This is a genomic window from Arthrobacter sp. NicSoilB8, from assembly GCF_019977355.1.
Classification (GTDB): domain Bacteria; phylum Actinomycetota; class Actinomycetes; order Actinomycetales; family Micrococcaceae; genus Arthrobacter.
Genome location: NZ_AP024655.1, coordinates 1,877,242 through 1,898,252 on the forward strand (window position 1 = coordinate 1,877,242; position 21,011 = coordinate 1,898,252).

Genomic DNA, 21,011 nt, shown 5'->3' on the forward strand with positions numbered 1-21,011 from the left:
CAACATGGCGTATAAGGCCGTGACCGCCGCTGAAAATGCGCCTCATGCGTGTCCGCGGGGGCGCCGGGGCAGGGGCGTGACGCCCTCGGGCAGCGGCGGCAGTCCGGCAAAAGTGCAGACCATATCCGACCACGCCTCCAGGTGCGAGGTGATGTCCGGGGTGGCGGGGGTCCAGGAGGCCCTGAGCTCTATGTCGATCGAATCCGGCCGGTCCGACAGCGTTCCGAAGCTCTCGGAGAGCACCCTGGTGGCGGTGCCGCCGGCGGAGCGGTAGGGCGCCTGGTGATTGTCGAGCGCCTCGACCAGCCAGGTCCACGCGACCGATCCCAGGAGTTCGTCGTTGCCCATTTCGGGTTCCAGCTGGGCGCGGATGTAGGTGACGATCCTGAACTCCCCTTCCCACACGGCGGAGCCGTCGGGGTCGTGGAGCAGGATGAAGCGGCCGGTGGCCAGTTCGACGTCGTCGCTCCCGGACGCACGCGCCAGGGCCGCGGCCGCGGGGCCGTGGACCGCGCCGCCGGCGGGGGCACCGCCCGGGCCGATTACTTCGGCCCCCAGGGCAACCGCGAACGGCGCCAGCCGTGACGGGGCCGGAATTTCGTCAAGGTGCAGTTCGCTGCGGCACCGTGCCTGTCGAAGGGTCCCCAAGGCGAAGAGGAAATCTGCCGGAACCTGATCGAGGGAGCTCACCTTGGAAGGTTATGCAACGGCCCGGCCCCTGCCCGGCAGGCTCGCCGCCGGGCAGGAGAAGCCGTGCACGGCTCAGGCGGCAGCGAGCTCGCGCTTGATGGCCGCGATAAACGAATCAACGTCGTCCTCAGTGGTGTCAAAGGAGCACATCCAGCGAACCTCACGGGCCGCCTCGTTCCAGTCGTAGAAGCGGAAGGACGCGCGCAGCCGGTCCGCGACCCCGGCAGGCAGGATGGCGAAGACACCGTTGGACTCGGTCTTCTGGCTCAGCTCGACGCCGGGGATCGCCTCGACGCCGGCGCGCAGCCGCGCGGCCATGGCGTTGGCGTGTGAGGCCGAGCGCAGCCACAGGTCACCCTCGAGCAGGGCAATGAACTGGGCCGACATGAACCGCATTTTGGATGCCAGCTGCATGTTCATCTTGCGCAGGTAGACCAGGCCGTGGGCCGCTTCCGGGTTCAGGGCGATCACAACTTCGCCGAACAGCAGGCCGTTCTTCGTCCCGCCGAAGGAGAGGATGTCCACGCCGGCATCGCGGGTGAAGGCCCGCAGCGGAACGCCCAGGTGCGCGGCGGCGTTGGCCAGCCGGGCACCGTCCATGTGCAGTTTCATGCCCTTGGAATGGACATGCTCCGCGATGGCCTTGACTTCCTCCGGGGTGTAGCACGTGCCAAGCTCGGTGGTCTGGGTGATGGAGACGGCCAGCGGCTGGGCCCGGTGCTCGTCACCCCAGCCCCAGGCCTCCTGGTCGATCAGCGCAGGCGTGAGCTTGCCGTCGCCGGTGGGGACCTGCAGCAGCTTGATGCCGCCGATCCGCTCCGGTGCGCCGTTTTCGTCCATGTTGATGTGGGCGGTGGAGGCGCAGATCACCGCGCCCCAGCGCGGGAGCAGCGACTGCAGGGAAAGGACGTTGGCGCCGGTGCCGTTAAACACCGGGAAGCACTCGATCCCCTCACCGAAATGCTCTTCCATGAGCTGCTGCAGGCGGGCGGTGTATTCGTCCTCGCCGTAGGAGACCTGGTGGCCCTCGTTGGCAGCAGCCAGGGCCGCGAGGACCTCCGGGTGCACGCCGGAATAGTTGTCCGAGGCGAAGCCCCGGACGGACGGATCATGGAGCCGCACCGCAGTGCTGGCAGGGGCAGTTTCAACTGTGCTGGTCATCGCTTTGCTCACGCTTTCAGTCTAAGAGGTCTGGGCGCCGGGGCTAAGTCCGGGGCTCAGTCGGCCGGGGCTCAGCCCGGGGGATCAGTGCAGGGGATCAGTACCGGGGCGCCGGGTTCGGGAGGCGGGTCTGGAGGCAGGTCAGCGGCCGAGCGGCAGCCGCCGGCCGTTCAGCTCGCCGGCGGGAGTGCTGAAGAGCCCGACGGCGGCCGCCGCCAGGTCGGCCACATCCGTGAAGCCCGGGAACGTGCGCTCGGGGGCCTTGGCCCGCATGGCAGGGTCGACGAGGGCCTTCACCACGAAGATGACCGCGGCGCTGTGCAGCTCCGCTTCCGCTTCTGTCGGGCCGGCATTCTGCGCGGTTTTCTGTGCTGTTTTCTCAGCGGTGCCGTCATCGGTCGGGCCGGGACCGGCGGTCGCCGCGCGGGCCCGCCGGAAGCCGTCGGCCACCGCCAGTGTCCAGGCTTCCGCTGCGGCCTTGGCCGCGGCGTAGCTGGCGCCTCCGGCCGTCGGGGCGCTCACGGCCGTGGAGGACACCATGGCAAAGCGTCCGGTGTCCGAGGCGGCGAGGTCATCGAAGAAGACGCGGGTGACGTTCCGCAGCGTGGTGACCGCGTTGCGTTCCAGGAAGTCCCAGTCGTCGTCGCTCTGGTCCGTGATGCCTTTCGCGCCGCGCCAGCCGCCCACGAGGTGGATGACGCCGTCGACGGTTCCCGCCATCCCGGTCACCGTCTCCCGCAAGGCGCGGACGCCGCCCAGGCTGGTGAGGTCGCAGACGAGCGGCGTGACGCCGCTGCCGGCTTCGGCGGCGGCCGCCTCGATGCGGGCGGCTTCCGAGCCGACCGTGAAGACCCTGTGGCCGGCGTCGCGCAGGGCGCGGGCCGTCGCGATTCCCGACGGCCCGCTGCCCCCCGTGACCAGCACGTTCAAAGTGCCTCTGGCACTCATTCGGCGTTCAGGGCTTGGGTGCCGCTGCCGGACTCAGACCCGGTGTCCGAGGAACCCGTGATGCCGGCGGTGGACTCGATGACCGGGCGCATCTTCTTCTCCAGGGCCTCGTAGAACATGGAGAGGGGGAACTCGTCGTCGAGGACCTGGTCCGTGAGGCCGCGCGGCGGGCCGGCCAGGGGAAGGGCCTGCGGGCCCTTGGCCCAGACGGAGGCCGGGTTGGGCGTGACCGTGCCGGAGATCAGCTCGTAGGCGGCGAGCCAGTGGGCCATCTTGGGGCGGTCGATCGAGCGCCAGTACAGTTCCTCGATCCGGGCACCGAGTTCAACTACGACGTCGGCTGCCTCGTCCCAGTCGATGCTGAGCTTGCTGTCGGTCCAGTGCAGGACGTGGTGCTGGTGCATCCACGCGAAGAGCAGCTGACCGCCGAGGCCGTCATAGTTGCGGACGCGGGTGCCGGTGATCGCGAAGCGGAAGATGCGGTCGAAGATCACGGCGTACTGGACAAGCTTGGCGTGCCGGCGCGCCTCCGGGTCGGCGTCCTCGTCCTTCTCGATCTTCACCGACTCGCGGAAGGCGGTGAGGTCGCAGCGCAGTTCCTCGAGTGAGTACAGGAAGTACGGCATGCGCTGCTTGATCATGAAGGGATCGAACGGCAGGTCGCCGCGCATGTGGGTGCGGTCGTGGATGAGGTCCCACATGACGAACGTTTCCTGCGTCAGCTCCTGGTCCTCCAGCAGAGCGGAGGCATCGTCCGGCAGCTGCAGCGAGGTGATCTCGGCGGCGGCGCGCAGGACGCGGCGAAAGCGGGCGGCCTCGCGGTCGGCGAAGATCGCACCCCACGTGAACGTCGGGGTTTCGCGGACGGCGACGGTCTCCGGGAAGAGGACGGCGGAGTTGGTGTCGTAGCCCGGGGTGAAGTCCAGGAAGCGGATCGGGACGAAGAGCTTGTTGGAGTATTCGCCCGCTTCCAGGCCGCCGACGAACTCGGGCCAGATGACCTCGATCAGAACGGCCTCGACGAAGCGGTTGCTGCTGCCGTTCTGGGTGTACATCGGGAAGACCACGAGGTGCTGCAGTCCGTTGATCCGGTGCTGCTGCGGCTGGAAGGCCTGCAGGGAATCCAGGAAGTCCGGGACGCCAAAGCCGCCGTCGGCCCAGCGGCCAAAGTCGGTGACGAGGAGTTCGAGGTAGCGGGCATCATGCGGGAAGGACGGGGCCAGCGCCTTGACCGCTGTGGTGATGGTTTCTACGTACTCGGCCGCGGCGGCGTGGGCCTCGGCATCCGGCACGGATCCGTCCTTGACCTGAAGGGCCTGAATGGCCGTGGCGGCGGCCTTGAGGCGCAGCCATTCCTGGTTGCTGGCCGTGATCTGGGCGGGGGCGGTGAGAGCGGTCGTGGTCATCGTCGACGTCGCCTTTCTGTTTGCTGTGGAGCAGATCGCTGGATCTAAATCGAGCGTAGCAAGCAATCAGAAGCTCTAATGCAAAATAGCCTCGAGCATAAGAAAGTCTGTGGCAAGTGATTCTGAAAGGCTCATCCAGCCGAAGGAGCGGGAGGGCTGCGGGTCATCCGAGGGCGCCGGGCGGATCCGCCGGGTGGCGGCGGATCCTGCCGGTACGGCAGCGGGGAAGCCGCAGGGGGACCCTGCAGGCCGGCTACTGTCCGGCGTCGTCCGCGGCAACGAGCTTCAGCGACACTGAATTGATGCAATACCGCTGATCCGTGGGCGTGCCGTAGCCCTCGCCGTCGAACACGTGCCCCAGGTGGGAGTCGCACGTGGCGCAGCGGACTTCCACCCGGTCCATGCCCATGGTGCGGTCATGGATGTAGCGGACGGTGCCCTCGGCGAGCGGCGCCCAGAAGGACGGCCAGCCGCAGTGCGAGTCGAACTTTTCGTTGCTGGTGAAGAGTTCTGTGCCGCAGGCCCGGCACTTGTAGACGCCCCGGGTGTGGGTGTCCCAGTATTCGCCGGTGTACGGCCGCTCGGTGCCGGCCTGGCGCAGCACCCGGTACTCTTCCGGGGTCAGTTCCTGGCGCCACTGGGCATCCGTCTTTTCAACGGGCGTCTTTTCAACGGGCGCGGCGGTTTCGGCGGCAGGCTCCGTCGAGGGCGCGGCTACGGGCATGGATTTGGACCTGTTGTTGAAGATGCTCATAGCCTGAATAACGCTCAGGAGTCCCCGATAAATCCCGAACCGGCGTACAGATGCAGGACGGGCAGGCCCAGCTTGTCCTGGGCCTTGGTAGCCCAGTCGGTGTGGAACGTGTCCGCGACAGCATGCGGGCGCGTGATCACCACAGCCTGTCCGGCACTGAGTTCCTTGACCTTGGCGACCAGGCCGTCCACGGCCTTGCCCTCGACGATTTCGCCCGAGACGCCGCCGCCCAGCCCGGCCAACGCGGCCAGCGAAGCGGCCAGCGTGTCGGCGGCTTCAGCCCGCTCCCCGGCGGGGTCGGAGTGTGCCGTCAGTTCACGGAAGGCCTTGGCGATTTCGAGCATGGAGAGGTTTTCCAGGAAATCCACCACCAAGTGCCGCTCGGTATTGGCCGGCACCAGGACCAGCAGGGGGGCATCGCCGCCGGCAATCAGGGTTTCAATGTTGACGCGGTCATCCGCACCGAGGGGCTCTTCTGTCAAAATGACGATTGGATCACTCATGACCCCAGCCTAGTCGCGCTCGTGGTGACCCGCATGGTTGTGTCCCGGCGGGCAACACGGCGTGTCCCGGCCGGCGCGGCCGGGGTCCCCGGGCAGCAGGAATGCCGGGGATGGGGCGCAGTTCAGTCAGAATGGTGCCATGGCTTCCTCCTTGCGCCTCCGACCGGACCTCAACCGCGCCGCCGCCCGCGCCGCCGCCCGCGGCGCGGCAACCGCCGTCGCGGCCGTCCCCGCCGCGTCCCCCGAGGCCGGTCCCTCCGGCAGCGCCAAGTGGGCCCTTGGCGGCATCATCGGAGGCAGCGCGGCCGCGGGTGTTCTCGCCGCCGGGTCATCGGCCCTCGCGCTCTATTTCGCCCGCCGCGTCATCACCCCGGCCAAGTTCCGCGACGCGGACCAGGAAATCCTGGCCGTGATCCGCGACGGGCGGGCGGTGCAGGTCATCCTCGCCGCGACCCCGGAGGCCACGGTGGACGGGGTGTACGGGTTCTTCTTCGACGGCGGCCGGGGCCATGCCCGGATCGGCCGGATCCTCTCCTACTCGCCGGCCGAACGCACTGTCCTGCGGGAGGTGGAGTCCGTCTACAGCGGGGACCTCGCCACCGCCCGGCGCGGCTGGTGGAGCGGGGCGGCCTATCCCGATCCCGCCGCGCTCGGGCTGCCGGCGGAAGACGTGCTGATCGACGTCGACGGCGGGACCGCGCCGGCCTGGCTGGTCCGGTCCGTCCCGGCGTCCGAAGAGACGGTGCCGGACGTCTGGGCGATCATGGTGCACGGCCGCGGCGCCTCACGGCAGGAAGGCCTGCGGGCCGTCCGGACTGCCCGGGAACTGGGCATGTCCAGTCTGCTGATCTCGTACCGCAACGACGGCCTGGCTCCGTCCGCCACCGACGGGCGGTACGGCCTGGGCTCCACGGAATGGCGCGACGTCGAGGCCGCCATTGAGTACGCCCTGCAGCAGGGCGCCCGCGAGGTGGTCCTGTTCGGCTGGTCGATGGGCGGCGCGATCTGCCTCCAGACGGCCGACCTCTCGCGGCATCGCCAGGTGATCCGGGCGATGGTCCTGGACGCCCCGGTGATCAACTGGGTCAACGTGCTGGCGCACCATGCGGAGCTGAACCGGATCCCGTCGGCCGTGGGCCGCTACGGACAACTTATGCTCAGCCACCCCGCGGGCCGGCGGCTGACCGGACTGGCCGCCCCCGTGGACCTCAAGGCGATGGACTGGGTTTCACGGGCCGTGGAGCTGCGCACGCCGACCCTCATTGTGCACAGCGTGGACGACGAATACGTCCCCTTCGAGCCTTCCGCCGAGCTGGCCGAGAAGAACCCGGAGATGGTCACGTTCGAGCCTTTCGACACCGCCCGGCACACGAAGGAATGGAATGTGGACCCGGAGCGGTGGGAGCGGCAGGTGGGTGCCTGGCTCCGGCTGCAGCTGGCGCCCCGCGCCAATCCCGGGGACCAGGAGCCGGCGCCCCTGGACCCCGCGCCGAACTGACAGTTCGCGGCAGTGCGGCGCGCCGGCACTGCCGTGATCTGCAGTCTCGAGGGCGTCAGTCCTGCCGGGTCCCGATCCTGGCGGTGCGGGCGGCCGTCAGCCGGATGAGCTCGGCCGGATCGAGCTCGATGTCCAGCCCGCGCCGTCCGCCCGAAACGAGGATGGTCTCCAGCGCCAGGGCGCTGTCATCCACCACCGTGGGGGAGGACTGGCGCTGGCCGAGCGGTGAGATGCCGCCGAGCACGTAGCCCGTCCGTCGTTGCGCCGCGGCCGGGTCGGCCATCGCGGCCTTCTTGCCGCCCAGGGCAGCCGCCATAGCTTTGAGGTCCAGGTTTCCGCTCACGGGAACGACGCCGACGGCGAGCCGCCCGTCGACGTCGACCATCAGGGTCTTGAAGACCCGGGCCGGGTCGATGCCCAGCATTTCCGCCGCTTCGAGGCCATAACTGGCCACCGCGGGGTCATGGGCGTAAGGGTGGGCGACAAAGGGAACCCCGGCGGCCGCGAGTGCTGCGGTGGCCGGAGTTCCCTGCGACGGGAGTTTGCGGGCCATGTCGGCTGACTGTCCTGGCGCCGGAGCTCAGGACTGTGCCGGCTGCTGCCGGGGCGCGGACGCGGCGACTTTCCGCTTGATCCGGCCCAGCATGGCCGTCATGCCGCGCATGCGCAGCGGAGTGATGGCCCGGGTGAGGCCCAGCTGCTCGGGCATGTCGTCCGGGACCGCCAGGATTTCCGCGGCGCTGAGGCCGTCGAGTCCTTCATGGAGCACCCCGGCGAAGCCGCGGGTGGTCGGGGCTTCCTTGGGTGCCTTGAAGTAGAGCCGGACACGCTCCGGTGCGCCGCCGTCGGCCGGTTCCGTCTCGATGGTGAGGAAGAGCGGCGTCTGGCACTCCACTACTTGCTCCAGCAGTTCCGGGTGGTCCCGGAGCCGCTCCGGGAGTTCCGGAAGGCCCTGCGAGAACTCGAGGAGCAGCTGCAGCCGTTCCGGTTCGGTCAGGGCCTGGAAATCGTCAACAATGTCCGCCAGTGCGGCGGGGAGGGCAGAAGTATTCATCACTCCCAGCTTACGCACGGGCGGCAATTGTGTCCCGGTCGCCTCCGGTTCCGTCCTTGTCGAATCCGGCTGTGTCCTCGTCCCGACAGGCTCTGTCCCTGTCCTGGGCGGCCCCGTCCGTTGAAGCGGGGACCTTAGCGGCCGGCCGGGATCGTGCCGCGTTCGGTGCCTTTGGCGATGGGGACGCGCACGGCGTTGCCCCACTCGGTCCAGGAGCCGTCGTAGTTCCGGACGGTGTCGAAGCCCAGCAGGTATTTCAGGGCAAACCAGGTGTGGCTGGACCGCTCGCCGATGCGGCAGTAGGCCACGACGTCGTCGCCTTCCTTGAGTCCGGCCTCGCCAAGGTACAGCGCCTCGAGTTCGCCGCGGTCGCGGTAGGTGCCGTCCTCGGCGGCCGCGCGGGCCCAGGGGATGGACGCCGCGGTGGGGATGTGCCCGCCGCGCAGGGCGCCTTCTTCCGGGTAGGCCGGCATGTGGGTCCGCTGGCCGGTGTACTCCTCGGTCGAGCGGACGTCGATCAGCGGCTTGCCGAAGTGGGCTAGGACGTCCTCCTTGAAGGCGCGGATCGGAGCATCGTTGCGTTCCACCACCGGGTACGTTCCCGGAGCGGGGACCGTGGTTGCGGTGGTCAGCGGGCGGCCCTCGGCGATCCACTTGTCGCGGCCGCCGTCCAGGAGCCGGACGTCCTCGTGGCCGAACAGCGTGAACACCCACAGTGCGTACGCAGCCCACCAGTTGGACTTGTCGCCGTAAATGACCACGGTGCTGTCCCGGGAAATTCCCTTGGCCGCGGCCAGGGCGGCGAAGGCTTCGCCGTCCACGTAGTCGCGCGTGACCTCGTCGTTGAGGTCCGTGTGCCAGTCGATCTTGACGGCGCCGGGGATGTGGCCGGTTTCGTAAAGCAGCACGTCCTCGTCCGACTCCACCACGACGAGCTTGCCGCCGTGGAGCCCGCCGGCCTCAATCGCCGCGGCGAGCCATTCGGTGGAGACCAGGCGCTCGGGGTGGGCGTAGGCGGCGAACTTCTCGTTCTGCTCAACGGGGTAGGACATGGTGATGGCCTTTCACTGAAACGGTCAGGAGGCCTGGCGCGGAAAGCGTTCGCGGCGCCGGGCCTGTAACAACACTAGTCACGGGCCGGCGGGATTGTCCCACCGGGTTCACACGGGGAAATGTGGCCTTGCTCACGCCGTCCGCCGGTTCGCGCCGGCGCACGCGGGGCGGGCGTGCTTTGCCGGTATTCTTGCTGGGGACAAGTGACCAGCAGAACGGACCACCTTGGTACATATCGAACAACTCGCCGCCCGTACGCCGGCAGTTTCCGTGGACGAACTCCTTAACGGGTTCTATCCGTCGCCGCGGTTCGGTGAGGTCTCGTTTTCCAGCTACCGGCCCGATCCCGCCCAGCCCAGCCAGGCGCACGCGGTCCGCTCGCTCGAGCATTTCGCGGCGGGCGTCGGCGCGCGCGACGGCGACGGCCTGTTCAAGCGGCTCTTCGGCAAGAAGGACACCTCCCGGGCTGGCATCTACCTTGACGGCGGATTCGGCGTCGGCAAGACCCACCTGCTGGCCTCGCTGTGGCATGCCGCCCCCGGGCCCAAGGCCTTCGGCACGTTCGTCGAATACACCAACCTCGTCGGTGCCCTGTCCTTCCGCAAGACCGTTGAAGCGCTGAGCCACTACAGGCTCGTGTGCATTGATGAATTCGAACTCGACGATCCGGGCGACACCGTGCTGATGTCCCGGCTCATGCGCGAACTCGCCGACGCCGGCGTGAAGCTCGCGGCGACCTCAAACACGCTGCCGGGGTCGCTGGGCGACGGGCGCTTTGCCGCCGTCGACTTCGCCCGCGAAATCCAGGTGCTGGCGGACCAGTTCGACGTCGTACGGATCGACGGCGAGGACTTCCGGCACCGCGGCCTCCCGGCGGCGCCCGCGCCGCTGCGCAATGACGACCTGACGCACCACATGCAGGCCGAATTCGACGGCAAGACCGTGGCGCGCGATGAGTTCAGCACCCTGATCAACCACCTGGCCGGTGTGCACCCCAGCCGCTACCGTCAGTTGCTGGACGGCATCGAAGGCGTTGTCTGGAAGAACGTGCACACGATCACCGAGCAGGCGGTGGCACTGCGGTTTGTGGTGCTGGCGGACCGGCTGTACGACAAAGACGTGCCCATCCTGGCCAGCGGTGTGCCGTTCGACCAGCTCTTCACCGAGGAAATGATGACCGGCGGGTACATGAAGAAGTACTTCCGTGCCGTCTCCCGGCTTACCGCTCTGGCCCGCGAAGGCCAGAACCACGAGCCGTCCTAAGCCGGACGCCGCCGCCCGCCGCATCGTCCCCACCAAGCAACGCGGGGTCACTCCCGGCCCATCCCGAGCCGTCGGATGGGCCGGGAGTGACCCCGCGTTGGTGGTTCGGCGCCGTTAAACGCCGAAGGTGCCGGCGCCGCCTCTCGGCGGGACCGACACCTCGCTGACGTACCTGGGTCAGAGGCCCTGCTGCCGGGGTGTCCCGGCTACAGGGGGAACATCCGCGACGGGCTGCTCGGCGACAGGAGCCGTTGCCGGCCTGTCGTCTGCTTGATCCACGAAGTCGGAAGCACCCTTCTGCGCTGCATCAACCTGGTCGGCATACTTGCCGCCGGTCTTCGAGTCGACGAAATCGCCGGCCTTCTCGATGCCGTCCTTGATGGCCTGTTCGTTGCCACCAATGACTTGCTGAGCCTTGCCCTTCAGATCGTCAAGTAAACCCACGGGCACCTCCCTTCGGTCGCGGAGCCAGATCGCTCCTCCGGCTTCGATAGTAACCGCCGGTACGGGTCGTGCCAAGAGCGGCCCCATTCCCGGGGCGATGCTGTCAAGAGTCTTGTGGCCCGGTCCCGGCGTACTGACACGGGGAGGGCATGAAAAAAGCAGCCCCGGGGGAGCTGCTTGATGGTGGGCGATACTGGGATCGAACCAGTGACCTCTTCCGTGTCAGGGAAGCGCGCTACCGCTGCGCCAATCGCCCGCAACCGGAAGAATCCGGAGTGGATTTGTGTGAATCTACTACACAAGAGAGCGGACGACGAGATTCGAACTCGCGACATCCACCTTGGCAAGGTGGTGCTCTACCAGCTGAGCTACGTCCGCAATATGAAGTCCATGCCGGCCTGGCCGGTGGTACTGCATCAAGCAAGTTTCCTTGCTTTGGTGGGCGATACTGGGATCGAACCAGTGACCTCTTCCGTGTCAGGGAAGCGCGCTACCGCTGCGCCAATCGCCCATTTCATCCGGCCGAAACCGGACACCATGGTTTTCACCGAGGTGGGTACGGGATTCGAACCCGTGTATACGGCTTTGCAGGCCGCTGCCTCGCCTCTCGGCCAACCCACCGTGTAAGCAGGATTCCGAAGAACCATTGCCGTGACAGTGTCCTGCGAGCGGACGACGAGATTCGAACTCGCGACATCCACCTTGGCAAGGTGGTGCTCTACCAGCTGAGCTACGTCCGCAATATTGGAGTGGATTTCCGTGCCGCATTCGGCATTTCCTCGCGTTCCAACGAGTAAGAACTCTATAGGAGGTTCTGGGAATCTACAAATCGAGACCCTTCGTCCCCGCATCTATGCCCCTACTTCCTTGATTTCTAGGGGATTTTCCTAATTACAGCGCTGTAATTAGCTCCAGTTTGAAGCCGCGGATCCGTCGGGTGATTGGTGGTTGCGCACGACGGGCGTGGGGAAGGAGGGTGCGGAACTCTGCGACCGGGGGAGGGGCGTAACGGGAAACCCGGCGTGACGGGAAAGCATGACGGCAGGCAAGTGTGGCGTGGCCGATTTCTAAAATCCGTCCGGGTGGGCTAGCATTCAATGTCGTTGGGGCGATTGGCGCAGTGGTAGCGCGCTTCGTTCACACCGAAGAGGTCACTGGTTCGAACCCAGTATCGCCCACCAACGAAATGGCCCGTCCCGCTGACTCAGCGGAACGGGCCATTTTGCTTTTCACCGTTGTCTGACCCCCGTGAAAGAGTCTTCATATGACCGCTCCACTCCTCGCCCACGCCACGGATTACGGCCGCATGTACGCACGCTCCACATCGGCGCAATTCTCCGTCCCCTCCATCACCACGGTGATCGGCCAGCAGCCTCACGGCCTGGACGGCTGGTTCGGTTACATGGGCGCCAACAGCCTGGCCCAGGACCCCGCGCTCCCCGGCATCCTAGGGAGCCCGGCCAAACTGCGCCAAGCGGTCAGCCGCGCGGCCAAGGCGGCGGAGTCATACCGCGACGACGCGGCCAAGCGCGGCGACCGCGTCCACAACTACTGCGAGCAGGTTGCGCTGCGCGCGCTCGGCAGGCCGCACCAGATGAAGGAAACCCGGGAGGCCCTCGCCGCCAACGGTGAAGAAGCCTTCGCGGCACGCTTCGATGAATGGTGGGAGCTCTTCCAGGTGGAACCCATTGCCCCGGAGATCACGGTGTGGAACAAGACGGTCGGCTATGCCGGCACCTTGGACCTCGTGGCGAAGATCAACGGCAGGACCTGTCTCATCGACTACAAGACCAAAGGCACCAGTCGCGACGGCACCGTCAAGCCCCTCGATGACAAGGTCGTGATGCAGCTCGTGGCCGGCATGAAGGCCGAGGAAAGCCTCGTGGATCCCGAGGCCGGGGAATGGGAGGCCTGGCAGCACGGCGACTCCCCGATCCTCCTGGCCGTGGCGGTGGGCGAGACGGAAGTCCGGCCGCAGCGGGCCAACCCCGAGGTCCTGAAACACCACTGGTGGAAATTCTGTGCGCTGCGCCGCGTGTGGGAGATGTCCGCCGACACGGCCACCGCGGGAGCAGCCCTGCTCCCGCTCGCTCCTCCCGTCAGGCGCTGAGCCGGCACTGCCCGGGCCGCGCACGTACGGGCCTTGATCCCGATAGCCGGGGGCGCCAGCGACGGCCGCAGCGCTGGCAGCAGCAGGCCTGGTTGGCCCGACGGCTATCCGCCCCCGACTGCAACTAAACTGGATTGGATCCCTAGCCGCCCACCGTGAGGACAGACTGCACATGGCCATTTTGAATATCCGCATCATCGGCGATCCTGTGTTGCGCACAGTCGCAGATCCCGTGACGGAATTCGGGCCTGACCTGGCAAAGCTCGTCGCCGACATGACCGAAACCATGGAGGATGTCGAAGGCGCAGGCCTGGCCGCACCCCAGGTCGGCGTCAGCCAGCGCGTCTTCACCTATCGGATCGGCGGCGTGGAGGGCCACATCATCAATCCCGTGCTGGAAAACAGCGAGGACTTCCAGACCGACCAGATCGAAGGCTGCCTGTCCATCCCGGGCCTCGGTTTCCCCGTCCGCCGGTACCGCCATACCCGGGTGACCGGCGTCGACCTCCACGGCAACCCCGTCACGGTGGAGGGCGAAGGCATGCTGGCCCGCTGCTTCCAGCACGAGACCGACCACCTGGACGGCATCCTCTACACCGACAGGCTCGAGGGCGATGACCGCAAGGCCGCCCTGCGCGCCATCCGCAACGCCAACTACGACGCCATCACGGAACAGACAACCACGAAGCGCGCGAAGACGGTCGGGACAAGCTTTGGCGGGTCCGGCTTCGGAATCACTCCGTGAGGGTTCTTTTCGCGGGGACCCCGGCCGTCGCCGTGCCGTCCCTGGACGCGCTGATCAACGCCGGGTTCGACGTCGTCGCCGTCCTGACCCGCCCGGATGCCCCGCTGGGGCGCAAAAGGGTCCTGACGCCGTCGCCCGTGGCGGCCCGGGCCGCCGAGCTTGGCATCGAGATCATCCACGCCGCCAAAGTGGATGCGGGGGTCACCGCCCGCATTGCCGCCGCCGCACCCGACGTCGCCGCGATCGTGGCCTACGGCGGCCTCATTCCCCGTGCGGCGCTCGATGTTCCCCGCCACGGCTGGGTGAACCTGCACTTCTCCCTGCTGCCGGCCTGGCGCGGCGCCGCCCCCGTCCAGCGTGCCGTGATCGCCGGCGATGACGTCACCGGCGCCGTCACCTTCCGGCTTGAAGAAGGGCTGGACACCGGTCCCGTCTTCGGAACACTCACCGAAACCGTGCACGACGGCGACACCGCCGGCGCGTTGCTGGACCGGCTGTCGCACAGCGGCGCGGTCCTGCTGGCGCAGACGCTGTCCGCCATCGACGCAGGGAAGGCCGTAGCGCTGCCGCAGCAGGGCGAGGTCAGCCTGGCACCCAAACTCAGCCTCGAAGACGGCCGGCTCGACTGGCGGCAGCCCGCACTGGCGATCGGCCGCAGGGCCCGCGGCGTCACGCCCGAGCCGGGCGCCTGGACCATGCTGGACGGCCAGCGGATCAAACTGGAGCCGGTACTTGCGGCCCCGGAATCCGCCGCGCTCAAGCCCGGGCAGCTGGCCATGGACGGCAAACGCGTCCTGGTGGGCACGGGCTCGCACCCGGTGGAATTGACCCGGGTCCAGCCTGCGGGCAAGAAAATGATGGCCGCCGCTGATTGGGCGCGCGGACAGGGAACACTTGAAAGCGTGGTATTCGAATGAGCGAGTCCGGGACCAGCGGCAGCGGCCGAGGCAGGGGCCACCAGCCCCGCGGGCACAACAACGGACAGGCCGGCTCCCAGCCGGGCGGCCAGAGCCGGTCTCAGAACCCGGGACCGGGCGGCCAGGGCGCACGCGGCGGCAGCCGGCGCGACGCCCAGGGCCGGGAGCGCAACCGCGGACCGCAGCGCGGCTTCAGCGAGAGCGCCCCCTCCCAGCGGACCCGCCGGGCCGATCCCGCCCGGCTTGTGGCGTTTGAAGTGCTCCGTGCCGTGGCAGCCGAGGACGCCTACGCGAACCTCGTGCTGCCTGCCCGGATCCGGCACCACGGGCTGGACAAGCGCGACGCCGGGTTCGCCACCGAACTCAGCTACGGCGCCCTCCGCGGCCAAGGCACGTATGACGCCATCCTGGCCCGCTGCGTCGACCGGCCGCTGGACCAGTTGGACCCGGCGATCCTGGACGCCTTGCGGATCGGCGCGCACCAGCTGCTCGCCATGCGGGTGCCCGCCCACGCCGCCCTGGACCAGACCGTGGGGCTGGCCCGCGCGGTAATCGGCGCCGGCCCGTCAGCACTGATCAATGCAGTGCTGCGCAAGGTTTCTGCCCATACCCTCGACGAGTGGTTGGAACTGCTGCTGAGCTCCGAGACCGATGCCACCACCATCGCGTCCATCCGCTACGCCCACCCGGAATGGATCGTCCGTGCACTGCGCCAGTCGCTGGTGGCCCACGGCCGCCCGGTGGCCGAGATCGATGAGCTCCTGGAGGCGGACAACGCCGCGCCCGTGGTGAACCTCGTGGCGCTGCCCGGCATCGGCAGCCTTGACGAGGCCCTCGACGGCGGAGCCACCCCGGGTGAACTCGTCGAGGGTTCCGCGCTCTCCAGCGGCGGGGACCTCGGCCGGCTCGCCTCGGTACGCGACGGCAGCACCCGGGTCCAGGACGTCGGCTCACAGCTCGTGGCCCGCGCCATGGCCGCCGTCGACCTCGGCGGGAAGCCCCGCGGGAACCCCGGCGGGACGCCCGGCGGGAACCTCACCGGGGACCACGACGTCGACGGCGGTGTCAGGGAAGCGGGTACGGGCACCGGGAATGCGGGGGAGCGCTGGCTGGATCTGTGCGCCGGCCCGGGCGGCAAGGCCGCCCTGCTCGGTGCTCTCGCCAGGCAGCAGGGCGCCCACCTGCTGGCCAACGAATTCGCCCCGCACCGTGCCAAACTGGTCCGCCAAGCCTTGTCCGCGGTCCCGCGGGACGCGTGGGAGGTCAGGACCGGAGACGGCCGCGACCTCGGCACCGAGCAGCCGGAGTCCTTCGACCGTGTCCTCGTCGACGTCCCGTGCACCGGACTAGGCGCCCTGCGCCGCCGGCCGGAATCGCGCTGGCGGCGCACGCCGAAGGACCTTGTGGATCTGGGGCCGCTGCAGCGCCAGCTGCTCAACTCCGCACTCGACGCCGTCAAACCCGGCGGCGTGGTGGCCTACGTGACGTGCTCCCCGCACCCGGCGGAGACGACCGCCGTCGTCAGTGACGCCTTGCGCAAGCGGGAGGACCTGGAACTCCTCGACGCCGGCGCCGTGCTGGACAGCGTCAGCCTCACCGGCCACCTCGGGGCCGGGCACGAGCTCACCGCCCAGCTGTGGCCGCATGTGCACCACACGGACGCCATGTTCCTGGCCCTCATCCACAAAAAAGCCTGAACACCGGGCGATACTAGCCACTAGCCCCTCCGCAGGCTGCGTCCGCGGGACACCCCGGCCGGACGCGTCGGCAGAGGCCGCCAGCCGGACACGTCCTGCCGGCGGACATTTCGGCCCCACGAGCTTCATCAGAACGCTTCATCAGAACCACACTTCATCAGAACCACACTTCATCAGAACGAGAAGGAACCCCGCATGACCAAGTGCTGCATCAACCCGAGCATCCTTTCCGCCGACTTCGCCAACCTGGAGGCGGAACTGAGCCGGATCAGCAACGCGGATGCCGTGCACGTCGATGTCATGGACAACCACTTCGTGCCCAACCTGTCGCTGGGCCTGCCGGTGGTGCAGCGCCTGCAGGAAATCAGCCCGGTCCCGCTGGATGCACACCTGATGATCGAGCACGCCGACCGCTGGGCCCCGGCGTATGCCGACGCCGGGGTGGCGTCCGTGACGTTCCACGCCGAGGCCTCGATCGCTCCCATCAAGCTCGCGCGCGAGCTCCGGGCCCGCGGGGCCAAGGCTGGGCTCGCGCTCCGGCCGGGGACCGGCGTCGAACCGTTCCTGGACATGCTCGGCGAACTCGACATGCTGCTGATCATGACCGTGGAGCCGGGCTTCGGCGGCCAGGAGTTCCTGGACCTGACGCTGCCGAAGATCCGGCGCGCCCGGGCGGCGATCGACGGGTCGGGCCTCAAAGTTGCCCTGCAGGTCGACGGCGGCATCACCCAGGACACTATCTTCCGCGCCGCCGAAGCCGGCGCGGACGTCTTTGTGGCGGGATCGGCGGTGTACGGCGCGGCGGACCCCGCGGACGCGATCGAGAAGCTCCGGGAAGCCGGCCGCCGCCGCTGACAACGCCGCGGAGGACGCGGCTGACTCCACAGCTGCGAGACGGCTGACAGCCCGCTGTCCGGCAGGGAGCCGTGTCGCAAAGATTACTCGGCCCGTAATATGCGCAGCCGGGAATAGCCGAAGACCGGCCCGGGTTGTGTCAGAATAACAACACACATACGTGCTCCGGGGTCGGTGTAAGTCCGAACCGGCGGTGATAGTCCGCGACCCGCGCGCCAGCGCCCACCTTCGGGAGGGATGCCGGCAAACGGTTGAATCGGTGAAATTCCGGTACCGACAGTTAAAGTCTGGATGAGAGAAGCACGTACAGCTGTTACTGCGGCGCCCAGCAGGCGCCGCATAATTGTGCTGTCGTATACCCCCGGAGCCATCGCGGTTCTTGAGGGAAGGAACGACACACATGAACTCTCTGCGATGGCTCTTCGAAGCACAGGTCCCGGTAGCGGGATCTGTACTGATGCTTCGCGAAGGGCTTGGCAACAACTTTGGGCTGCTCAGCGCCCCTGGCGGCGTTCGCCGCCGGGCCCGGCCGGTCGGCATCTTCGCTCTGGCGGTCGGGGCATGAGCGGGACACACCTCGCGGCGACGGCAGCTTTCGGCGGGTCCGACGCCGGAGCCTCCTTCAGCGCTGCTGAGACTGCCGCAATGCAGGCTGCCCTCGCTGCCGCCGTGCAGGGCCCCCGGGGCGCCAACCCGCTCGTCGGCGCCGTGGTCATCGGAAGCGACGGCAAGCCCGTGGTGACCGGGTACCACCGCGGCGCCGGGACCGCCCACGCCGAAGCCGACGCCATCACCCAGGCGAAGGCTGCCGGCCTGGACCTCCGCGGCACCACGATCGTGGTGACCCTGGAACCCTGCAACCACTGCGGCCGCACCGGCCCCTGCGCCCAGGCGATCATCGAGGCCGGCATCTCAGACGTCATCTACGCGATCGATGACCCCCACGATCCGGCCGCCGGCGGAGCCGTGACGCTCCGCGCCGCGGGCGTCCGCGTCCGGTCCGGGCTGGCGGCCGACGCCGCACTGGAGATGAACCGGCGCTGGTTCGACGCCGTCGCCGCCAAACGGCCCTTCGTTACCCTGCACATCGCGCAGACCCTCGACAGCCGCATCGCGGCCAGCGACGGAACCAGCCAGTGGATTTCCAGCCCGGAGTCCCTCGCCGACAACCACGCCCTGCGGGGTCGGATTGACGCGATCCTGGTGGGCACCCAGACGGTGCTCGTCGACAATCCACGGCTGACCGCCCGGAACGCCGACGGCGAAACGGCCGGCAAACAGCCCCTGCGTGCCGTCATGGGATACCGGGGCATTCCCGAGGACGCCGCCATCCATGGTGCGGACGGCAACGTCCTGCACCTGGCCACGCGCGATCCGCGCGAGGCGCTGGACCAGCTGTTCGAGTTCGGCGTCCGGCACCTCATGGTCGAAGGCGGCTCCCGGATCCTGAGCGCATTCCTTGCAGCCGGCCTGGTCGATGAACTCATTGTCTACCTGGCGCCGACACTGCTGGGCTCCGGCACGGCCGCCCTGGAGGACCTGGGCATCACCACCCTGGCCGAGGCCCAGCAGTGGGAATGGGACCCGGCCTCCGGGGGCGCCGTCCAGACCCTTGGCCGCGATCTCCGGCTGCACCTCCGCCCCGCCAGCCCGGCAAACCCGGCCGCCGACCCGGCCGACCCCTCAACTTCATCCGATCCAACCCCGCACCGCACTGGCGCGGACACCGCCGCAGGAGGCAACTGATGTTTACCGGAATTATCGCCGAGCAGGGAAAGGTGCTGTCCGTTGAGCGCAACGGCGACATCAGTGCCACCGTTCGGCTCCACGCGCCCGGCACCACGGACGGCCTCGCCCTGGGCGGATCCATCGCGGTCAACGGCGTCTGCCTCACCGCCACGCAGATCGACGGCAAGGACTTCAGCGTCGACGTCATGGGCGAGACCCTTGTGCGCAGCACCATCGGAGAACTCACCGCGGGCGATCCCGTGAACCTGGAACGCTGCGTGCCCGCCGGCGGACGCCTGGACGGTCACGTTGTCCAGGGCCATGTCGACGGCGTCGGCCAGCTCGTGGAGCGCGAGGGCCTCGGCAACTGGGACAGGCTCCGTTTCGGCGTGCCGGCCGGACTGGCCCGGTACATCGCGGAGAAGGGGTCCATCGCCGTCGACGGCGTCTCCCTCACCGTCACTGCCGTGAGCCCGGCCAACGATCCGGCGCCCTGGTTCGAAGTCGGGCTGATCCCCACCACGCTGGCCGAGACCGGACTGGGAGGCAAGCCCCTCGGAGGCCGCGTCAACCTCGAAGTCGACGTGCTGGCGAAGTACACGGAGCGGCTGCTGTCCTTTGCCGGCGGATCGTCGGCAGCGCACCGGGCGTCCGCAGCGCCCGGGGCAGAAACCGCACTCACGGACGGGGCCGCGAAATGAGCCGCGTCAAGGACCAGGCCGGGCATGACCTGGCCGAGCAGCTCCGCGGCGCGGTTTCAGGCCCCGGCCGCACAGGCCTCGATCCGATCGAGGACGCCGTCCGCGCGATGGCAGCCGGGCGCCCCGTCCTGGTGGTGGACAACGAGGACCGCGAAAACGAAGGCGACATCATCTTCGCCGCCGAGCACGCGACCCCGGAGTTGATGGGCTGGACGGTGCGCTACAGTTCCGGCGTGATCTGCGTGCCGCTCGACGCCGACCGGGCCGACGCCCTTGCACTGCCGCCGATGGTGGCCGTCAACGAGGACGCCAAGGGCACCGCCTACACGGTGTCCTGCGATGCCGCCGTCGGCGTCAGCACCGGAATCTCTGCCACAGACCGTGCCCTGACGGCCCGGATCCTGGCCGACCCGCAAAGCCAGCCGAATTCACTGACCCGTCCCGGGCATGTTTTTCCGCTCCGCGCCGTTAAGGGGGGAGTGCGGGAACGTCCCGGCCACACCGAGGCGGCCGTGGACCTGTGCCGGCTGGCCGGCCTGGAACCCGTGGGAGTGATTGCAGAGCTTGTGTACGACAACGGAGAAATGATGCGGCTGGACGGACTGCGCGGCTTCGCCCTTGAGCACGGCTGCCCCCTGATTTCGATTGCGGATCTGGTGGCCTACCTCGATGCGGGGCAGTATGGCAGCAGTGCAGCGGATCCCGTCTGACGGAGGAGAAATAGTGACGACTTCAAAGACCCGAGAAGAGATGCCCATGGCGCGGCAGCCGCATCCGGTCAGCGCTGGTCCCATCGTCCAGTTGCCCACCGCGTTTGGCGACTTCGTGGCGCAGGCCTGGACCGATCTGGCCACCGGCGCCGAACACCTGGCGGTCAGCTCCCCGCTGCCCCCGGTCGACGGGACGGCACCGCTGGTCCGCCTGCATTCGGAGTGCCTCACCGGCGACGTGTTTGGCTCCTATCGCTGCGACTGCGGCGAGCAGCTGGCCTATGCCCTCGAAATGATCAACGAGTTCGGCGGGACACTGCTGTACCTGCGCGGCCAGGAGGGCCGGGGGATCGGCCTGGCGAACAAGATGAAGGCCTACGCGCTGCAGGAAGCCGGTTTTGACACCGTGGAGGCCAACGAGCAGCTCGGGCTGCCCGTCGACGCGCGCTGCTACAAGGCCGCGGCCCAGATCCTCGCGGAGATGGGGCTGCACGAGATCCGGCTCCTGAGCAACAACCCGGACAAGCAGGACCGGCTCGCCCAGGCCGGCGTCACGGTGGTGGAGATGGTCCCCACGGAAGTTCCCTCCAGGGAGCAGAACATCCGCTACCTGCAGACGAAGAAGGAACGGATGGACCACCGCCTGGTCCTTGACGTTGAACCCGCGCCGGCCGCGGGCGTGACCGGATACGAGCGCGACCAGGACTGAGCGGGCGGCCCGGCGGCCGGCGCCCCAAAGTGCAGACCCAACACCAGACCGAACACCAGACCCAA

21 protein-coding genes, 6 tRNA genes, 1 pseudogene and 1 riboswitch are annotated in these 21,011 nt (G+C 68.4%); of the genes and pseudogenes, 13 read left to right on the forward strand and 15 right to left on the reverse strand.

The genetic code is table 11. The features are described from left to right. Positions 1-42: 42 nt before the first annotated feature. From LDO15_RS08325 to LDO15_RS08350, 6 genes are all read right to left on the reverse strand, one after another. Positions 43-690 carry a DUF3000 domain-containing protein gene (locus LDO15_RS08325; protein ID WP_223985875.1) on the reverse strand — a complete coding sequence of 216 codons (648 nt, stop codon included), beginning with the start codon at positions 688-690 and terminating at the stop codon, positions 43-45. 72 nt (positions 691-762) lie between these two features. Further along, the gene (locus LDO15_RS08330; RefSeq protein ID WP_223987210.1) at positions 763-1,851 is read right to left on the reverse strand and encodes a low specificity L-threonine aldolase; all 1,089 of its coding nucleotides are present in this window, start codon (positions 1,849-1,851) and stop codon (positions 763-765) included. Positions 1,852-1,992: 141 nt separating this feature from the next. Next, positions 1,993-2,799: an SDR family NAD(P)-dependent oxidoreductase gene (locus tag LDO15_RS08335; protein WP_223985878.1), complete on the reverse strand. Its 807-nt coding sequence runs from the start codon at positions 2,797-2,799 to the stop codon at positions 1,993-1,995. Next, positions 2,796-4,205, reverse strand: coding sequence for a DUF6421 family protein (locus LDO15_RS08340; RefSeq protein ID WP_223985882.1), 1,410 nt, complete (start codon positions 4,203-4,205; stop codon positions 2,796-2,798). Before LDO15_RS08340 ends, LDO15_RS08335 begins: the two co-directional genes overlap by 4 nt. Positions 4,206-4,458: 253 nt before the next feature. After that, a complete protein-coding gene (msrB, locus tag LDO15_RS08345; protein ID WP_223985884.1) occupies positions 4,459-4,959 on the reverse strand; it encodes a peptide-methionine (R)-S-oxide reductase MsrB in 501 nt (166 codons plus the stop codon). Positions 4,960-4,973: 14 nt separating this feature from the next. Beyond that, positions 4,974-5,462 carry a hypothetical protein gene (locus tag LDO15_RS08350; RefSeq protein ID WP_223985886.1) on the reverse strand — a complete coding sequence of 163 codons (489 nt, stop codon included), beginning with the start codon at positions 5,460-5,462 and terminating at the stop codon, positions 4,974-4,976. 139 nt (positions 5,463-5,601) lie between these two features. On the opposite strand from LDO15_RS08350, the gene LDO15_RS08355 reads away from it, so the two are divergent. Beyond that, on the forward strand, positions 5,602-6,960 hold the full coding sequence (locus LDO15_RS08355) for an alpha/beta fold hydrolase (RefSeq protein WP_223985888.1): 1,359 nt from the start codon (positions 5,602-5,604) through the stop codon (positions 6,958-6,960). Between the two features lie 55 nt (positions 6,961-7,015). Here the strand turns inward: LDO15_RS08355 and ybaK are convergent, their stop codons facing one another. The 3 genes from ybaK to LDO15_RS08370 all read right to left on the reverse strand — a co-directional run bounded on the left by ybaK (position 7,016) and on the right by LDO15_RS08370 (position 9,066). Beyond that, positions 7,016-7,513, reverse strand: coding sequence for a Cys-tRNA(Pro) deacylase (ybaK, locus tag LDO15_RS08360; protein ID WP_223985890.1), 498 nt, complete (start codon positions 7,511-7,513; stop codon positions 7,016-7,018). Positions 7,514-7,540: 27 nt separating this feature from the next. Further along, positions 7,541-8,014: a SufE family protein gene (locus tag LDO15_RS08365; RefSeq protein ID WP_223985892.1), complete on the reverse strand. Its 474-nt coding sequence runs from the start codon at positions 8,012-8,014 to the stop codon at positions 7,541-7,543. Positions 8,015-8,148: 134 nt separating this feature from the next. Further along, on the reverse strand, positions 8,149-9,066 hold the full coding sequence (locus LDO15_RS08370) for a sulfurtransferase (RefSeq protein ID WP_223985894.1): 918 nt from the start codon (positions 9,064-9,066) through the stop codon (positions 8,149-8,151). A 226-nt stretch (positions 9,067-9,292) separates the two neighbouring features. On the opposite strand from LDO15_RS08370, the gene zapE reads away from it, so the two are divergent. After that, a complete protein-coding gene (gene zapE / locus LDO15_RS08375) occupies positions 9,293-10,330 on the forward strand; it encodes a cell division protein ZapE (protein WP_223985896.1) in 1,038 nt (345 codons plus the stop codon). A gap of 177 nt (positions 10,331-10,507) precedes the next feature. Here zapE and LDO15_RS08380 read toward each other — a convergent pair whose 3' ends face one another. From LDO15_RS08380 to LDO15_RS08405, 6 genes are all read right to left on the reverse strand, one after another. Continuing rightward, positions 10,508-10,774, reverse strand: coding sequence for an antitoxin (locus LDO15_RS08380; RefSeq protein WP_223985899.1), 267 nt, complete (start codon positions 10,772-10,774; stop codon positions 10,508-10,510). 181 nt (positions 10,775-10,955) lie between these two features. After that, a tRNA-Val gene (locus tag LDO15_RS08385) sits at positions 10,956-11,030 on the reverse strand. A gap of 49 nt (positions 11,031-11,079) precedes the next feature. Then, positions 11,080-11,152 (reverse strand) — tRNA-Gly (locus LDO15_RS08390). Positions 11,153-11,210: 58 nt separating this feature from the next. Then, positions 11,211-11,285 (reverse strand) — tRNA-Val (locus LDO15_RS08395). A 39-nt stretch (positions 11,286-11,324) separates the two neighbouring features. Next, a tRNA-Cys gene (locus LDO15_RS08400) sits at positions 11,325-11,395 on the reverse strand. Positions 11,396-11,441: 46 nt separating this feature from the next. Next, positions 11,442-11,514, reverse strand: a tRNA-Gly gene (locus LDO15_RS08405). Positions 11,515-11,880: 366 nt separating this feature from the next. Here LDO15_RS08405 and LDO15_RS08410 point away from each other — a divergent pair. The 11 genes and pseudogenes from LDO15_RS08410 to ribA all read left to right on the forward strand — a co-directional run bounded on the left by LDO15_RS08410 (position 11,881) and on the right by ribA (position 20,946). Then, positions 11,881-11,955: transfer RNA gene (locus LDO15_RS08410), tRNA-Val, on the forward strand. An 83-nt stretch (positions 11,956-12,038) separates the two neighbouring features. Further along, positions 12,039-12,884 carry a cytochrome gene (locus LDO15_RS08415; RefSeq protein WP_223985901.1) on the forward strand — a complete coding sequence of 282 codons (846 nt, stop codon included), beginning with the start codon at positions 12,039-12,041 and terminating at the stop codon, positions 12,882-12,884. A 172-nt stretch (positions 12,885-13,056) separates the two neighbouring features. Beyond that, positions 13,057-13,629: a peptide deformylase gene (gene def, locus LDO15_RS08420; RefSeq protein ID WP_223985903.1), complete on the forward strand. Its 573-nt coding sequence runs from the start codon at positions 13,057-13,059 to the stop codon at positions 13,627-13,629. Next, positions 13,626-14,546 carry a methionyl-tRNA formyltransferase gene (fmt, locus tag LDO15_RS08425; RefSeq protein WP_223985905.1) on the forward strand — a complete coding sequence of 307 codons (921 nt, stop codon included), beginning with the start codon at positions 13,626-13,628 and terminating at the stop codon, positions 14,544-14,546. Before def ends, fmt begins: the two co-directional genes overlap by 4 nt. Then, positions 14,543-16,243 carry a transcription antitermination factor NusB gene (locus LDO15_RS08430; protein ID WP_223985907.1) on the forward strand — a complete coding sequence of 567 codons (1,701 nt, stop codon included), beginning with the start codon at positions 14,543-14,545 and terminating at the stop codon, positions 16,241-16,243. Before fmt ends, LDO15_RS08430 begins: the two co-directional genes overlap by 4 nt. A gap of 195 nt (positions 16,244-16,438) precedes the next feature. Continuing rightward, positions 16,439-17,098, forward strand: coding sequence for a ribulose-phosphate 3-epimerase (rpe, locus tag LDO15_RS08435; protein ID WP_223985909.1), 660 nt, complete (start codon positions 16,439-16,441; stop codon positions 17,096-17,098). A gap of 156 nt (positions 17,099-17,254) precedes the next feature. Then, positions 17,255-17,406: riboswitch (FMN riboswitch) on the forward strand. 92 nt (positions 17,407-17,498) lie between these two features. Further along, a pseudogene (locus tag LDO15_RS08440) lies at positions 17,499-17,639 on the forward strand (nicotinamide riboside transporter PnuC); the annotation flags it as partial. 20 nt (positions 17,640-17,659) lie between these two features. After that, on the forward strand, positions 17,660-18,844 hold the full coding sequence (gene ribD / locus LDO15_RS08445; protein ID WP_223985911.1) for a bifunctional diaminohydroxyphosphoribosylaminopyrimidine deaminase/5-amino-6-(5-phosphoribosylamino)uracil reductase RibD: 1,185 nt from the start codon (positions 17,660-17,662) through the stop codon (positions 18,842-18,844). Then, positions 18,844-19,527, forward strand: coding sequence for a riboflavin synthase (locus LDO15_RS08450; protein ID WP_223985914.1), 684 nt, complete (start codon positions 18,844-18,846; stop codon positions 19,525-19,527). Before ribD ends, LDO15_RS08450 begins: the two co-directional genes overlap by 1 nt. Further along, complete coding sequence (gene ribB / locus LDO15_RS08455; RefSeq protein WP_223985918.1) at positions 19,524-20,237, forward strand: 3,4-dihydroxy-2-butanone-4-phosphate synthase; 714 nt, start codon at positions 19,524-19,526, stop codon at positions 20,235-20,237. The genes LDO15_RS08450 and ribB overlap by 4 nt, the downstream gene beginning before the upstream one ends. Positions 20,238-20,283: 46 nt before the next feature. Beyond that, positions 20,284-20,946 carry a GTP cyclohydrolase II gene (gene ribA / locus LDO15_RS08460; RefSeq protein WP_223987213.1) on the forward strand — a complete coding sequence of 221 codons (663 nt, stop codon included), beginning with the start codon at positions 20,284-20,286 and terminating at the stop codon, positions 20,944-20,946. Positions 20,947-21,011: the final 65 nt, after the last annotated feature.

What these genes read in the sequence shown, in the direction of transcription:
- LDO15_RS08335 (WP_223985878.1), bottom strand. Translation starts at nt 2,799, where the DNA reads ATGAGTGCCAGAGGCACTTTGAACGTGCTGGTCACGGGGGGCAGCGGG.
- LDO15_RS08355 (WP_223985888.1), top strand. Translation starts at nt 5,602, where the DNA reads ATGGCTTCCTCCTTGCGCCTCCGACCGGACCTCAACCGCGCCGCCGCC.
- ribA (WP_223987213.1), top strand. Translation starts at nt 20,284, where the DNA reads ATGGCGCGGCAGCCGCATCCGGTCAGCGCTGGTCCCATCGTCCAGTTG.
- ybaK (WP_223985890.1), bottom strand. Translation starts at nt 7,513, where the DNA reads ATGGCCCGCAAACTCCCGTCGCAGGGAACTCCGGCCACCGCAGCACTC.
- LDO15_RS08415 (WP_223985901.1), top strand. Translation starts at nt 12,039, where the DNA reads ATGACCGCTCCACTCCTCGCCCACGCCACGGATTACGGCCGCATGTAC.
- def (WP_223985903.1), top strand. Translation starts at nt 13,057, where the DNA reads ATGGCCATTTTGAATATCCGCATCATCGGCGATCCTGTGTTGCGCACA.
- LDO15_RS08430 (WP_223985907.1), top strand. Translation starts at nt 14,543, where the DNA reads ATGAGCGAGTCCGGGACCAGCGGCAGCGGCCGAGGCAGGGGCCACCAG.
- LDO15_RS08370 (WP_223985894.1), bottom strand. Translation starts at nt 9,066, where the DNA reads ATGTCCTACCCCGTTGAGCAGAACGAGAAGTTCGCCGCCTACGCCCAC.
- LDO15_RS08365 (WP_223985892.1), bottom strand. Translation starts at nt 8,014, where the DNA reads ATGAATACTTCTGCCCTCCCCGCCGCACTGGCGGACATTGTTGACGAT.
- ribD (WP_223985911.1), top strand. Translation starts at nt 17,660, where the DNA reads ATGAGCGGGACACACCTCGCGGCGACGGCAGCTTTCGGCGGGTCCGAC.
- rpe (WP_223985909.1), top strand. Translation starts at nt 16,439, where the DNA reads ATGACCAAGTGCTGCATCAACCCGAGCATCCTTTCCGCCGACTTCGCC.
- LDO15_RS08340 (WP_223985882.1), bottom strand. Translation starts at nt 4,205, where the DNA reads ATGACCACGACCGCTCTCACCGCCCCCGCCCAGATCACGGCCAGCAAC.
- LDO15_RS08450 (WP_223985914.1), top strand. Translation starts at nt 18,844, where the DNA reads ATGTTTACCGGAATTATCGCCGAGCAGGGAAAGGTGCTGTCCGTTGAG.
- LDO15_RS08330 (WP_223987210.1), bottom strand. Translation starts at nt 1,851, where the DNA reads ATGACCAGCACAGTTGAAACTGCCCCTGCCAGCACTGCGGTGCGGCTC.
- ribB (WP_223985918.1), top strand. Translation starts at nt 19,524, where the DNA reads ATGAGCCGCGTCAAGGACCAGGCCGGGCATGACCTGGCCGAGCAGCTC.
- LDO15_RS08350 (WP_223985886.1), bottom strand. Translation starts at nt 5,462, where the DNA reads ATGAGTGATCCAATCGTCATTTTGACAGAAGAGCCCCTCGGTGCGGAT.
- msrB (WP_223985884.1), bottom strand. Translation starts at nt 4,959, where the DNA reads ATGAGCATCTTCAACAACAGGTCCAAATCCATGCCCGTAGCCGCGCCC.